Genomic DNA, 13,445 nt, shown 5'->3' with positions numbered 1-13,445 from the left:
CAGCCTAGGCCCCTCTCGGGGGGCAGTGAAGCGGCGTAGCCGCAAACGTGGGGGCTCATATCAATGACCCCCTGCCTGCTGGTCGGCCACTGAAGATCCGAGGTAAGCCTCCTGCACGCGCTGGTTGGCGCGCACCGCGTCAGGCACATCGAAGGCGATGACCTCGCCGTACACCACCACCGCAATCTTGTCAGCCAGGCCGAACACCACGCCCATGTCATGCTCCACGGTCAGCAGGGTCTTGCCCACGGTGACTTCCTTGATCAGGTTGATAAAACGCTTGGTCTCCGACCTGCTCATGCCGGCAGTGGGCTCGTCCAGCAAAATGACGCCAGCGCCGCCAGCGATGGTGATGCCGATTTCCAACGCGCGCTGCTCGGCGTAGGTCAGGTTGATCGCCAGCACATCACGCTTCTTGTCGAGCTTGATCATTTGCATCAATTCCTCGGCCCGGTCGTTGGCGTCGTCCAGGTCGGCCAGGAACTTCCAAAAGCTGTACTTGTAGCCCAGACTCCAGAGCACACCGCAGCGCAGGTTTTCGAACACGCTGAGCTTGGGGAAGATGTTGGTGATCTGGAAGCTGCGTGACAGGCCCAGGCGATTGATCTCGAACGGCTTTTTGCCGTCGATGCGATGCCCATTGAGCAGCACCTCCCCGCTGCTGGGCTCAAAACGCCCGCTGATGAGATTGAACAAGGTCGATTTACCGGCGCCGTTGGGACCGATGATGCCGATCCGCTCGCCGGCATTCACGGCCAGGTGCACTCCACGGATGATTTCGGTCTTGCCAAAGCTCTTGCGCAAGTCTTTCAGCTCAAGTGCGTAACTAGCCCCCACGCTTGCCACTTCGTGTGCTGCGCTGCCCCCCGAGGGGGCTGAACTTGCTCGGGGCGGCCCTTCGCTGCGTTCGCCAGCCCCCACGCTTGTGTGGTTTTGTACTGCGCTCATAGCGCTTCCCTCCGCTTGATTTCTTTCTCGATGAATTCCTGGATCTCGCCCCATTCCTTCACGAACTGGCGGCGCGATACCTCGAACAGGCCCAGCCCGGTCAGCATTACCAAGCCGGCGCCGAACCAGCTGTTCAAGCCCTTGGCATTGAGCGTGGCGCCCATGAAGCGCAGTTCGTTGCCGAGCGCCGCATTGAGTTGCAAGTGGTAAATCATCTCGATCATGGCCGCTGCGCCTATGAGCACGATCAGCGCCGTGACGGCCAGCGCCAGGTAGCTGACCCAGAGCTGCCTGAGCTTGCCAAAGGTGGCCACCCGCAGGTTCATCATGATCAGGCTGGCAATCCCGCCGGGGGCATACATCACCATGAACAGGAAGATCAAACCCAGGTACAGCAGCCAGGCCTGGGTGAATTCGGACAACAGCACAAAAGCCAGCACCATCAGGATGGCGCCGATGATGGGGCCGAAGAAGAAAGTGGCGCCACCGAGGAAAACAAACAGCAGGTAGGCCCCGGAGCGCGCTGCCCCGACCACTTCGGACGTCACGATCTCGAAGTTGAGCGCTGCGAGCCCGCCGGAAATGCCGGCAAAGAAGCCCGCGATGATGAAGGCGATGTAGCGCACTCTCTGCGTGTCGTAGCCGACGAACGCCACCCGCTCGGGGTTGTCGCGGACCGCGTTGAGCATGCGGCCCAAGGGTGTGCGCGTGAACGCGAACATCAGCCCCGTGCACACAAAGGTGTAGAACGCGATCAGGTAATACAGCTGGATCTGCGGGCCAAAGGTAACCCCCAGCGGCGCGCTGCCGGCCACCCGGTTGCTGCTGATGCCGCCTTCACCGCCAAAAAATTCCGGAAACATCAGCGACATGGCCGCCACCAGTTCGCCGATGCCCAAGGTGATCATCGCGAAGGTCGTCGACGCTTTCTTGGTGGTCACGTAACCCAGCAAGACCGCAAACAGCGCCGCGGCCAAGCCGCCCACGATAGGCACCAGGCTGACCGGGATGGGCCAGTGGCCCTTGACGATCAGGTTGAGCGCGTGAATGGCGAGGAAGGAGCCCAAGCCCGAATAAACCGCGTGGCCGAAGCTGAGCATGCCGCCCTGCCCCAGCAACATGTTGTAGCTCAGGCAGACGATGATCGCGACGCCCATTTGCGACAGCATGGTGTGGCTCAGGCTGCTGGTGAACAGCAGGGGCGCCGCGAGCAGCAGCAGTGCAAACAGACCCCAGACGATCCAGCGACCGAGATTGAAAGGTTTGAATTGGTAGTAGTTGCTTTTCACTAGTGCCCCCACGCTTTTCACTTCGTGTAATGCGCTGCCCCCCGAGGGGACTGAACTTGCTTGGGGCGGCCCGGCGCTGCGTTCTGCGGCCCCCACGTTTGCCGCCATGGCGGCGGCATTGCCTCCCAAGGGGCCGCGAGCTTGCTGGAAGTGGTTCTGCGTAACGCTCATGCTCATCCCTCCCTCGTGCCCATGAGGCCCTTGGGCCGGAAGATCAGGATCAGCACCAGGAACAGGTAGGGCATGATCGGTGCGATCTGGCTGATTTTGAGTTTCCACAGCGCGTAGCCAAAGGTCTGCGGCGTGATGGCCACACCGGCCGCCGAGGCAGCGCCGAGCAGCGAGCTGTCAATCCCCACCGCGAAGGTCTGGATCACGCCAATCAGCAATGAAGCGACAAAGGCGCCCGGCAGTGAGCCCATGCCCCCGACCACCACCACCACGAAAATGACCGAGCCCACGGTGGCCGCCATGCCCGGTTCGGTCACAAAGGCGTTGCCGCCAATCACCCCGGCCAGGCCGGCCAGTGCCGCGCCGCCGCCGAACACCAGCATGAAGACCCGTGGCACGTTGTGGCCAAGCGCTTCCACCGTTTCCGGGTGCGTCAGCGCGGCCTGGATCACCAGCCCGATGCGGGTGCGCGTGAGCAGCAGCCAGATCACGATCAGCATGAACACGGCCACCAGCATCATGAAGCCGCGGTACATCGGGAACTGCGTGCCGAACAGCGTGAACAGCGGGCCATCCAGTGCGGGCGGCACCCGGTAGTCGACCGAGCTGCGGCCCCAGACCAGTTGCACCAGCTCAACAATGATGTAGCTCAGGCCAAAGGTGATCAACAGCTCGGGCACATGGCCGAACTTGTGGACACGGCGCAGGCAGAACTTCTCGAAGCCCGCGCCCAGCACCCCCACCAGCAAGGGAGCAACAAGCAGCGCCGGCCAGAAACCGAGCAACTCGGTGGTGCTGAAGGCGAAATAGGCGCCCAGCATGTAGAAGCTGGCATGCGCGAAATTGAGCACGCCCATCATGCTGAAAATCAGCGTGAGGCCGGAACTCAGCATGAACAGCAGCAGCCCGTAGCTGAGCCCGTTCAACAGGGAAATGGTAAAAAACTCCATGCGGTACCTGCGTTGGTATGAATTGACGTTGCGTCAGGAACGCAAGCGGGAGTAGGCCCCCACGCTTGTCGCTTCGCGTACTACGCTGCCCCCCGAGGGGGCTAATTTTCCTTGGGGCGGCCCGGCGGAAAATTGTCGGCTCTCACGTTCGCTCACTGCATGTAGCTCTCTGCCCCCCTAGGGGGCTGAACTTGCGTGGGGCAGCCCGTCGGCATAGAAAAAAGCCGGGACGGCGAATAGCTATCCCGGACTTGTTCCTTGTCAGTTTCAGCCGGCGGAGGGCCGTTTCATCTGGCAGCTCGTCGGCGTGCTGGCCACGTACGGGTCCATCTGCTTGACCTGCACGAAGGTGTAGCCGGTGTTCTCCACGCTGTACGGATTTTTCTTGTCCGCCTTCTGCCACTTGGTCACAAACATGGACTGCTGCAACTGGTGGTCGCTGCCGCGCAGCGTGACGTCACCGGCAAAGCTCTTGACGCTCAGGCCTTCCAGCGCTCTGGCCACAGCCACGGGGTTGCTCGACTTGGCCTTGGCCATGGCCTCCCCCAGCAGCAGGGTGCCGTTGAGCGTGGCAAAGGTGTAGTAATCGTCGTTGAATTTCTTCTTGAAGTCAGCAGCCATGGCGCCGAGTTCGCCGGTGTGGTTGGCGTGGCCGTAGGCAATCACGTAAACCTCGCTGTCGCCGCCGGCGGCCAGCGCGGTCGGCGTGCCGGTTACCTGGGCGTAGTAGGTGTACATCGGCAGCTTGAGGCCGGCGTCGTTCAGCGCCTTGACGAACAGCGTCAGGTCGGCGCCCCAGTTGCCGGTGACGATGGTGTCGGCACCCGACTGCTTGATCTTGGCGACGTAGGGCGCGAAGTCCTTGACCTGGCCGATCGGGTGCAGGTCTTCACCGACGATCTTCACGTCGGGACGCTTGCGCGCGATGCCTTCCTTGAAGTACTTGGCGACCTGCTGGCCGTGCGAGTAGTTCTGGTTGAGCAGGTACACCTTGTTGACTTTGGGCTGGTCCTTCATGAACGAGGTCAAGGCCTCCATCTTCATGCTGGTGTCGGCGTCCAGACGGAAGTGCCAGTAGTCGCACTTTTCATTGGTGAGCGCCGGATCGACCGCAGCGTAGTTCAGGTAAATGACTTCCTTGCCGGGATTGCGTTCGTTGTGCTTGGCGACTGCGTCGGAGATCGCCAATGCGGCGCCAGAGCCGTTGCCTTGTGTGACATAACGAAAGCCCTGATCGATCGCTGCCTTGAGCGAGTTCAGGCTTTCCTGCGGTGAGCCCTTGTTGTCGAAGCCGACCACCTCGAATTTCACGCCCGCCTGGTTTTTCGCGCCGCTGAGGCGCTCAGTCACGAACTGCCAGCTCTTGAGCTGATTCTGGCCGACGTTGGCGAACGGTCCCGACAGCGGGTCAATGAAGGCGATCTTGACGGTTTCCCCTTTGAGAACGCCGGCGGCCATCGCAGGCGCGGCTGGCGCGGGCGCGGTTTTCGCCGCAGGCGCAGCCGGCTTGGCGGGCGCGGCCTGCTGCGCGAAGGCGGTGCCTGCGCAGGCAAAAATAGCGGCGATGGCGAGGTGTTTCATCGGAAATGTCATGTATGTCTCCTTAGGAATCAAGAACGAAATAAGAGTACAAGTTTTGTGCAGTGCAGCGATCAGGGATTGCCCCTAAGCGAGGCCCTTTCTATCACCCATGTGACACATCAGTTCCACGGGCCGAAACACACCAAAATCAGGCGGAAGGCAGCGCATAGTCCTTCAGCATCTCCCGCAGCCGCGTTTTGAGCATCTTGCCGGTGGCGCCCAGCGGGATGGCATCGACAAACACCGCATCATCGGGAATCTGCCATTTGGCCGTCTTGCCCTCATAGAACTTGAGCAGTTCGGCACGCGTGACCTCGGCGCCCGGCTTCTTCACCACAACAATGATGGGCCTCTCGTCCCATTTGGGATGCCTGACACCGATGCAGGCGGCCATGGCCACGGCCGGATGCGCCACGGCGATGTTTTCGATGTCGATGGAACTGATCCACTCGCCGCCGGACTTGATCACGTCCTTGCTGCGGTCGGTAATTTGCATGTAGCCGTCGGGATCAATCGTGGCCACGTCGCCGGTGGGGAACCAGCCGTCAACCAAGGGGTTTCCGCCCTCGCCCTTGAAATACTCACCGACGATCCATGGGCCTTTGACATGCAGGTCACCGTAGGCCTTGCCGTCCCAGGCGATCTCCTTGCCGTCTTCGCCAACGATTTTCATGTCCACACCATAGATGGCCCGGCCCTGCTTCAGGCGTATCTTCATCTGCTCTTCCTTGGACATCGACAGGTGCTTGTTCTTCAGCGTGCACAAGGTTCCCAGCGGCGACATTTCCGTCATGCCCCAGGCGTGCAGCACCTCGACACCGTAGTCTTCCTGGAAGGCATGGATCATCGCGGGCGGACAGGCCGAGCCGCCGATGACGGTGCGCTTGAGCGTTGAGAATTTCAGGCCGGCCGGCTTCATGTGGCCCAGCATCATCTGCCAGACGGTGGGCACGCCGGCGGCATAAGTCACCTTTTCCGCTTCGATCAATTCATAGACGGATTTGCCGTCCAGGCCCGGGCCGGGAAACACCAGCTTGGCGCCGGTCAGCGCGGCCGAGTACGGAATGCCCCAGGCATTGACGTGGAACATCGGCACGACCGGCAAAATCGAGTCGCGTGCGCTCAGGCACATCACATCGGGCAGTGCCGCTGCGTAGGCGTGCAGTATGGTCGAGCGGTGGCTGTACAGCGCGGCCTTGGGATTGCCCGTGGTGCCGCTGGTGTAGCACATGCTCGAAGCCGAGTTCTCGTCAAAGCTCGGCCAGGCGTAGTCGCTGGACTGCGCTGCGATCCAGGCCTCGTAGCTCACCAGGTTCGGAATGCCGCTGCCCTCCGGCAGCTTGTCGGCGTCACACAAGGCGACATACTGCTTGATGGTGGTGCAACTGCCGTGGATCGCCTTGACGATGGGCAAAAAACTCATGTCAAAGCACAGCACCTGGTCTTCCGCGTGGTTCGCAATCCAGGCAATCTGCTCGGGGTGCAGACGTGGATTGAGCGTGTGCAGCACACGGCCTGAGCCGCTGACGCCGAAATACAGCTCCAGATGCCGGTAGCCGTTCCAGGCCAGCGTGGCAACACGGTCGCTGAACTGCAGTTTCATGGCATCTAACGCACCGGCCACCTGGCGGGCGCGGGCAGCCGCGTCCTTATAGGTGTAGCGGTGCAGGTCGCCCTCCACGCGGCGCGAGACGATCTCGGCATCGCCATGGTGGCGCTCGGCGAATTCGATCAGCGACGAGATCAGCAGCGGTTGGCTTTGCATCAAACCCAGCATGGGTACTCCTTGATGAGGCATTTGTTTCGGGTCCTTGATCGTAGTGGTTTGCAGAGGGAATGGAAAGATCGGGTTTCGCCCAAGGGACGGCTACTTCGTGAACTTCTCATTGGAGCCGATGTAGGTAAGCTCGACGAAACGCGAGCCCTGCCTCGACTCCTTGCCGAAGCCGACTTCGAAGCCGCCAAGGTTCAACTGCTTCATGTTTTCCAGTGCGCTGACGAACCTCGTGCGGGTCAGATCCTTGCCTGCACGCTTGAGCCCTTCGACGAGCACCCTGGCATTGATGTAGCTTTCGAAGCCCAGGAACGAAAGGTTGTCATGGCCGGCTTTTTGCATCGCGGCGCGGTACTCCTTGGCCACCGGGTGACTCTGGCTCCAGGGAAACGGCACTACCGAGGTCACGACCACGCCGACGCCGTCAGGCCCGAGCGCACGCAGCGTGGCCTGGGTGCCCATGACCGACAGCGTGTAAAAGCGCATGCCCTTACGAACCTTGTTGTAGGCCTTGATGAACGAGACCGTGGGCACGCCTGTGGTGATCATGATGATGACCTCGGGCCGCGTGTCATGCAGCGCCGCAACGGCCTTGTCCACATCCGAGGCGTCAGGCTGGATGGCTGCGTTGGCGTACAGCTTGAGCGCGCGTTTGTGCATGGCCTTTTCCACGCCGGCCAGCCCGTCCTTGCCGAAGCCGTTGTTGAGCCAGAGCACGCCGATGCGCTGCACGCCGATGGTGCTCAGGTGCTGCACCATTTTTTCAGTTTCATCGGCGTAACTGGCGCGAATGTTGAACACGTGGTTGAGCGGTGGCACCCGGATCAGGTCCGCACCGGTGAACGGCGCGAACAGCGGCACCGGCGACTTTTCCCTCTCGAGCGCCGGCAGTATCGCGGCCACATTGGCGGTGCCCGTCAGATTGAACAGGGCGAACACCTGATCCGCGTCGATCAGCTGGCGCACGGTCTTGACGGTATTGGCCGGCTGGTAGGCGTCGTCCAGCGTCACCACGCGGATGCGGCGGCCGAAAACGCCGCCCTTCTCGTTCACGGCATCAAAATACGCCTTCGAGCCGTTGACGATGTCGGGTGCCAGCTGCGCCAATGGCCCGGTCAGGCCCAAGGACTGCCCAATCACGATCTCCTTGTCGGTCACGCCGCTTTCGGCACGGACCCCGTTCCAGGCCAGCGTTGCAGCGAGGCCGAGCAGGCCCAGCAAGAACCGTTTATTCCACATAGTTGTCTCCATCACCCGAAAGGGTGTCGTGCTCGAATCGTTGTGCAGAAGTCTGATGGCGTCGGCGACCCATGGCAAAACATGTCGCCTGATCGACATTTCGCGGGTGTTTACCCTAGGCCCTCCCGCTCTTACTGGGTCGAAGTTCCGGCCTGCGTCAGCGCCGCTCGAAAATATTGGAGAGGCCCGAAGCTTGGTTCGCGCCCGGCATCGACCACAGCCTGCTTTTTGAATTCATTGTTTGTCTCCTGTCAAGGGTAAATGTGAGCTTGCGCGCGCCGGCCAAATCACTTCCAATCGCCGGATCGTGTGGCGGGTCCGCAATGAAAAAATTCTAAGGAATGCGGGGTGTTTCATGGCTATCCGAACACGACCGAAATAGTGACTTTGGCACGCCATTTTTGATATGAACCGTACAAGCTCATCCACCTGGGTCAAGGGATTGACCGACATGTTCGCCTCGCAAGGCATAGACGTAGCGCAACTGTTCCGGGCTGCGAAGCTGGACATCCAACTGCTGGACCAAGCGGAGGCGCGCTTTGACGTTGAAAAGATTTCCGAGCTATGGGCGCTGGCAGTGGCGTGGTCGGGCAACCCGGCCCTGGGCCTGAACCCGGAGCTCGCTTCCAGATACGTCAACTTTGACATCGTGGGCTACGCGATGCTTTCCAGCCCCAACCTGCGCACCGCCCTGGGAAACGCTTCGCGCTATCTGGCGTTGATTTCGGATTGCACGACACTCGAGCTGCTGCCCGAACGTGAGAACTGCTGGCTGATACTCGGTCACATTGGCAACACGCGGCACCTGCCCAGGCAGCGGCAGGAGTACAGCCTGTTGACGCTGCTCAGTTTGTGCCGCTGGCTGACGCGCCGCGACGTGCACATACTGGGCGCCGAGTTCATTTTTCCAGAACCGGTCAACATCCACCCCTACCGCATGGCGTTCGAGTGCCCCGTGCGATTTGACCAGCCGGTCTCCCGTATCCTGCTGGCCGCCGAAGACCTGGACGCGCCCATACCTTCGCGCAACCCTTTGATGTTTGACTTGCATGAGCGTGTGATCGAGGAAAGGCTGACCAGTTTGGGCAATACCCGCACCAGCTATCGGGTCAGCGGGGAAATCATCCGCAGGCTGCACCAAGGCGAGCCGCGTCGCGAGGATATTGCCAGCGCCCTGGCCCTGACGGACCGCACGCTGCAGCGGCGGCTGCACGCCGAAAACACCTCATTCCAGCAGCTGTTGGACGAGGCCCGCAGCGAGTTGGCCCGCAAATACCTGACAGAGGAACGCCATTCGCTGGGCCAAGTGGCCGACATGCTTGGCTTTGTCGACCAAAGCAACTTCTTTCGCGCCTGCAAGCGCTGGTTTGGCTTGCCGCCGGGGCAGTATCGCCAGCGCCTTGAGGCCGACCGTACGTCCACTGCCTGAATGGCAGTGACACAGGCAGCTTCCCAGTATTTACCCCTGGAGAAGCGAGCCGGCGGAAAATGCGTCCCATGCTCCCCGACATTTCCCGCCCTTCCACCCAGTTCCTCAACATGCAGCCCTGGTTCAGGCAACTGCCCGAGGAAACCCAGGCCCGTGTGGCCGACCGCGTTTTCACCCAGGCGGCCAGCAAGGGCGAGGTGCTGCTGCGCGCCGGTGAAGAGGTCAAAGGCTGGTACGCCGTCCTGTCGGGCCTGGTCAAACTGCAAAGCAGCTCGTCCCAGGGACGGGTGTCGGCTTTTCTGGGTGTACCCGATGGCGAGTGGTTTGGCGAAGGCTCGACACTGAAGACCGAGCCGCGCCGCTACGACGTGATCGCATTGCGCGACACCGTGTTGCTGTGCCTGCCACGCGCCCAGTTCGACGAATTGTTGGCCGATTGCCTGCCTTTCAACCACTTTCTGGTGGCGCATCTGAACCGGCGCCTCGGGCAGGCCATGACCATCATCGAAGCCGGGCGCCTGCGCGCGCCCGAGCAGCGCGTGGCGCTGTACCTGAGCCGCGTGTTCTGGCAGGGCCGGCGCAAGCTGGTGCTCTCCCAGGAAGAACTGGGGCACCTGGCCGGCCTGTCGCGGCAGACGGTGAACCGGGCGCTCAAATCAATGGAGCAGCAAGGCCTGGTGTCACTGGAGTTTGGCCGCGTGACCATGCTGGACGAACGCGCGCTGGCGGCCTATGCCACCCAGCCTGAAATTTAAGCCCCCACGTTCGCTCACTTGCGTGTAGCTCTCTGCCCCCCCGAGGGGGCCGCTGCGCCTGCGGCCCGGCTAAGCCGGTTCCACGGCCCCTGCTGGGTTGGAGAGCCCCCCGCGGACGTTCACTTCATACCCGATCGTCCTGAGCTTGTCGAAGGATGCCCCCCGAGGGGGTTAATTTTCCTAGGGGCGGCCCGTTGGAAAATTCCTAGGCTTAACCCCACCGGCACGGGGCTGCCGCCGCCATAGGACAATGGCGGCATGAACGCTGCCATCGATGAGCCGCTTGCCGCGACCTCAACCCTGAAATGGGTCAACCGCTTTGCCCGGCTGGGGCCTGATTTTTATACCGAGCTCCAGCCTACCCCCCTGCCTTCACCTTACTGGGTGGGCCGCAGCCGGGCGCTGGCCCGTGAACTGGGGCTGGAAGACAGCTGGCTGGAATCAGCCGACGCGCTGGAAGTGTTGACCGGCAACCGCGGAGCGGCAGGCTCCCGCCCCTTGGCCAGTGTCTACAGCGGCCACCAGTTTGGCGTTTGGGCCGGGCAGTTGGGCGACGGCCGGGCCATCATGCTGGGCGACCTTCAGACACCAGCGGGCACGCAGGAAGTCCAGCTCAAGGGCGCAGGCCTCACGCCCTACTCGCGCATGGGCGATGGCCGGGCCGTGCTGCGCAGCTCCATCCGCGAGTTTTTGTGCTCCGAAGCCATGCACGGCCTGGGCATACCCACCACCCGCGCCTTGTGCGTGACCGGCTCTGATGCCCCGGTGCGCCGTGAAGAAATCGAGACCGCCGCCGTGGTCACGCGCACCTCGCCCAGCTTCATCCGTTTTGGCCACTTTGAGCACTTCAGCTACAGCAACCAGCATGCCCAGCTCAAAACGCTGGCCGACTACGTCATCGATCAGTTCTACCCGGCCTGCCGCGAGACCAGCCAGCCCTATGCGGCACTGCTGCAGGCGGTGAGTGAACGCACGGCGCACCTGATGGCGGCCTGGCAGGCCGTGGGCTTTTGCCACGGTGTCATGAACACCGACAACATGAGCATTCTGGGCCTGACCATTGACTACGGCCCCTTCCAGTTCCTGGACGCATTTGAGCCGGGTCATATCTGCAACCATTCCGACCCCCAGGGCCGCTATGCCTACAACAAGCAGCCCAACATCGCCTACTGGAACCTGTTTTGCCTCGGCCAGGCCTTGCTGCCGCTGATTGCAGAGCAGGACGAGGCGCTGGCGGCGCTGGAGTCCTACAAAACCGTGTTTCCACAGGCGCTGGAAGACCGGCTGCGGGCCAAGCTGGGGCTGACCGATGAGCAGCCCGAGGATAGGGAGCTGATTGAAAGCACCTTCAAGCTGCTGGCCAGCAACAAGGCGGATTATTCGATTTTCTGGCGCCGCCTGTGCCGTTTTACGCCCCAAAGCGGCCACGAGCCCGTGCGCGACCTGTTTTTCGACCGCGAGTCCTTTGACGTCTGGGCGCTCCATTATTCAGAGCGCCTGGCGCACGTCGATCAAGGGCTGCGGGCAGATTTGATGCTCAAAAACAACCCGAAATTCGTGCTGCGCAATCATCTGGGCGAAGAGGCCATACGCGCCGCGAAACTAAAAGACTTTTCCGGGGTCAACACCTTGCTGACACTGCTGCAGGCCCCATTTGAGGAACATCCGGGGCATGACAGCTTTGCCGACTTTCCCCCCGACTGGGCTGCCTCGATCGAGATCAGCTGCAGTTCGTAAGCTCTCTTGATCAATAGTTGCCGCCAAAGGTAGAGCCATGACCGTGAAAATCCAGAAGACTGATGCCGAATGGAAAGCCCTGCTCGCAGAGAAAGGCGCCGAGCGCGGCGCTTTCGAGGTGACCCGCCATGCCGCCACGGAACGGCCCTTCACCGGCAAATACGAAGCGGTCTGGGACGACGGAAGCTACCACTGCATCTGCTGCGGCAACAAGCTGTTTGATGCCGGCACCAAGTTCGACGCCGGCTGCGGCTGGCCCAGCTTTTCGCTGGCGGTGCCTGGCGCCATTGAAGAGATCGTGGACCGCAGCCACGGCATGACGCGCACCGAAACCGTGTGTGCCAGCTGTGGCGCGCACTTGGGCCATGTTTTTCCAGACGGCCCCACGCCTACCGGTCTGCGTTATTGCATGAATTCCGCTTCGCTTGACTTCAAACCAAAATAATGTGGCCCCCACGGTCGCTCACTGCGTGTAGCTCCCTGCCCCCCGAGGGGGCCGCTGCGCCTGCGGTCTGGCAGAGCCAGTCCCGCGGCCCCTACTTGAAAAGACCATCCCCACGTTCGTTCACTGCATATAGCTCTCCGGCCGCACTCCAACAACCCCGATAATCACGTTATGAAACTTTTGTTCGACTTCCTGCCGATTGCCCTTTTCTTCGGCATGTTCAAATTCGCCGAAGGCCAAAGGGACTGGGCCGCCGTTACCGCAACCGAATGGCTGGGCTTCATGGTTTCCGGCGGTGTGGTGGGCCCGTCAGAGGCCCCGGTACTGCTGGCCACCGTGGTGGTCATTGTGGCCACGCTGCTGCAAATCCTCTGGCTGTTGGCCCATGGCCGCAAGATCGACACCATGCTGTGGGTCAGCCTGGGCCTGGTCACGCTGCTGGGCGGCGCCACCATTTACTTTCACAGCGAAACCTTCATCAAGTGGAAGCCCACCGTGCTTTACTGGGTCATGGGCGGCGCCCTGCTGCTGGGCCAGCTACTCTTCAAAAAGAACGGCATCAAGGCGCTGATGGGCTCGCAGATGGTGCTGCCCGAAGCCATCTGGCGCACGGTCAACTGGAGTTGGGTCGCCTTTTTTTCGGTCATGGGCATCATCAACCTGTGGGTGGCCTACAACTTTTCGACCAGCACCTGGGTCAACTTCAAGCTGTTTGGCGGCCTGGGGCTGATGCTGGCATTTGTGGTGGCGCAGGCGCTGTACCTGGGCAAATACCTCAAAGCTGATTCAGCACCATGACTCATTCAGCCGCGGCCCCGGTGCCGGTGCGGGCTGCCCAGATTGAGCAGCAGCTCAAAACCCTTTTGAGCCCGACACGGCTCGAAGTGATCGATGAAAGCGCCGCTCACGCCGGTCATGCCGGTGCCAATGAAGAAGGCTTTGGCACTCACTTTCGCATCCGCATTGCCAGCCCCCTGTTTGAGGGTAAAAGCCGCGTGGCGCGCCACCGGCTTGTGTATGATGCAATGCAAAATTTCATCGACCAGGGGCTGCATGCCCTGGCCATCGAGATTGTCGACAACCCTTAAACACGCCTGATTTTCGCTATTAAAAATATAGCTACTTGC

General features: G+C 61.4%; 12 protein-coding genes. 6 read left to right on the top strand and 6 right to left on the bottom strand.

Going from position 1 to position 13,445, the window contains the following annotated elements:
* Nucleotides 1-60: 60 nt before the first annotated feature.
* The 6 genes from V6M61_RS17290 to V6M61_RS17265 form a co-directional block, all read right to left on the bottom strand.
* Nucleotides 61-837, bottom strand: a complete 777-nt coding sequence (locus tag V6M61_RS17290) for an ABC transporter ATP-binding protein (RefSeq protein WP_332777849.1) — start codon at nucleotides 835-837, stop codon at nucleotides 61-63.
* 107 nt (nucleotides 838-944) lie between these two features.
* Nucleotides 945-2,408: a branched-chain amino acid ABC transporter permease gene (locus V6M61_RS17285; protein ID WP_442957800.1), complete on the bottom strand. Its 1,464-nt coding sequence runs from the start codon at nucleotides 2,406-2,408 to the stop codon at nucleotides 945-947.
* A gap of 2 nt (nucleotides 2,409-2,410) precedes the next feature.
* Nucleotides 2,411-3,358 carry a branched-chain amino acid ABC transporter permease gene (locus tag V6M61_RS17280; RefSeq protein ID WP_332777823.1) on the bottom strand — a complete coding sequence of 316 codons (948 nt, stop codon included), beginning with the start codon at nucleotides 3,356-3,358 and terminating at the stop codon, nucleotides 2,411-2,413.
* A gap of 267 nt (nucleotides 3,359-3,625) precedes the next feature.
* On the bottom strand, nucleotides 3,626-4,951 hold the full coding sequence (locus V6M61_RS17275) for a branched-chain amino acid ABC transporter substrate-binding protein (protein WP_332777822.1): 1,326 nt from the start codon (nucleotides 4,949-4,951) through the stop codon (nucleotides 3,626-3,628).
* Between the two features lie 136 nt (nucleotides 4,952-5,087).
* Complete coding sequence (locus V6M61_RS17270) at nucleotides 5,088-6,716, bottom strand: 3-(methylthio)propionyl-CoA ligase (RefSeq protein ID WP_332777821.1); 1,629 nt, start codon at nucleotides 6,714-6,716, stop codon at nucleotides 5,088-5,090.
* 90 nt (nucleotides 6,717-6,806) lie between these two features.
* Entirely contained in the window at nucleotides 6,807-7,952 is a 1,146-nt protein-coding gene (locus V6M61_RS17265; protein WP_332777820.1) for an ABC transporter substrate-binding protein, read from the bottom strand.
* Between the two features lie 406 nt (nucleotides 7,953-8,358).
* Here V6M61_RS17265 and V6M61_RS17260 point away from each other — a divergent pair, with 406 nt between their 5' ends.
* The 6 genes from V6M61_RS17260 to V6M61_RS17235 all read left to right on the top strand — a co-directional run bounded on the left by V6M61_RS17260 (nucleotide 8,359) and on the right by V6M61_RS17235 (nucleotide 13,406).
* Nucleotides 8,359-9,381 (top strand): AraC family transcriptional regulator, encoded by a 1,023-nt coding sequence (locus V6M61_RS17260; RefSeq protein WP_332777819.1) that lies wholly within the window; start codon nucleotides 8,359-8,361, stop codon nucleotides 9,379-9,381.
* Nucleotides 9,382-9,449: 68 nt separating this feature from the next.
* Nucleotides 9,450-10,136 (top strand): Crp/Fnr family transcriptional regulator, encoded by a 687-nt coding sequence (locus tag V6M61_RS17255; RefSeq protein ID WP_332777818.1) that lies wholly within the window; start codon nucleotides 9,450-9,452, stop codon nucleotides 10,134-10,136.
* Between the two features lie 258 nt (nucleotides 10,137-10,394).
* Nucleotides 10,395-11,873, top strand: coding sequence for a protein adenylyltransferase SelO (locus V6M61_RS17250; protein ID WP_332777817.1), 1,479 nt, complete (start codon nucleotides 10,395-10,397; stop codon nucleotides 11,871-11,873).
* A gap of 37 nt (nucleotides 11,874-11,910) precedes the next feature.
* Nucleotides 11,911-12,318, top strand: coding sequence for a peptide-methionine (R)-S-oxide reductase MsrB (gene msrB / locus V6M61_RS17245; RefSeq protein WP_332777816.1), 408 nt, complete (start codon nucleotides 11,911-11,913; stop codon nucleotides 12,316-12,318).
* Nucleotides 12,319-12,489: 171 nt separating this feature from the next.
* Nucleotides 12,490-13,116 (top strand): septation protein A, encoded by a 627-nt coding sequence (locus V6M61_RS17240; RefSeq protein ID WP_332777815.1) that lies wholly within the window; start codon nucleotides 12,490-12,492, stop codon nucleotides 13,114-13,116.
* Nucleotides 13,113-13,406 carry a BolA family protein gene (locus tag V6M61_RS17235; protein ID WP_332777814.1) on the top strand — a complete coding sequence of 98 codons (294 nt, stop codon included), beginning with the start codon at nucleotides 13,113-13,115 and terminating at the stop codon, nucleotides 13,404-13,406. Before V6M61_RS17240 ends, V6M61_RS17235 begins: the two co-directional genes overlap by 4 nt.
* The last annotated feature ends 39 nt before the right edge of the window (nucleotides 13,407-13,445 follow it).

The sequence above is a fragment of the Polaromonas sp. genome (assembly GCF_036676035.1).
Classification (GTDB): domain Bacteria; phylum Pseudomonadota; class Gammaproteobacteria; order Burkholderiales; family Burkholderiaceae_C; genus Polaromonas.
Note: the sequence above shows the minus strand (reverse complement) of the source record. Positions and strands in the feature narration are given on the sequence as shown.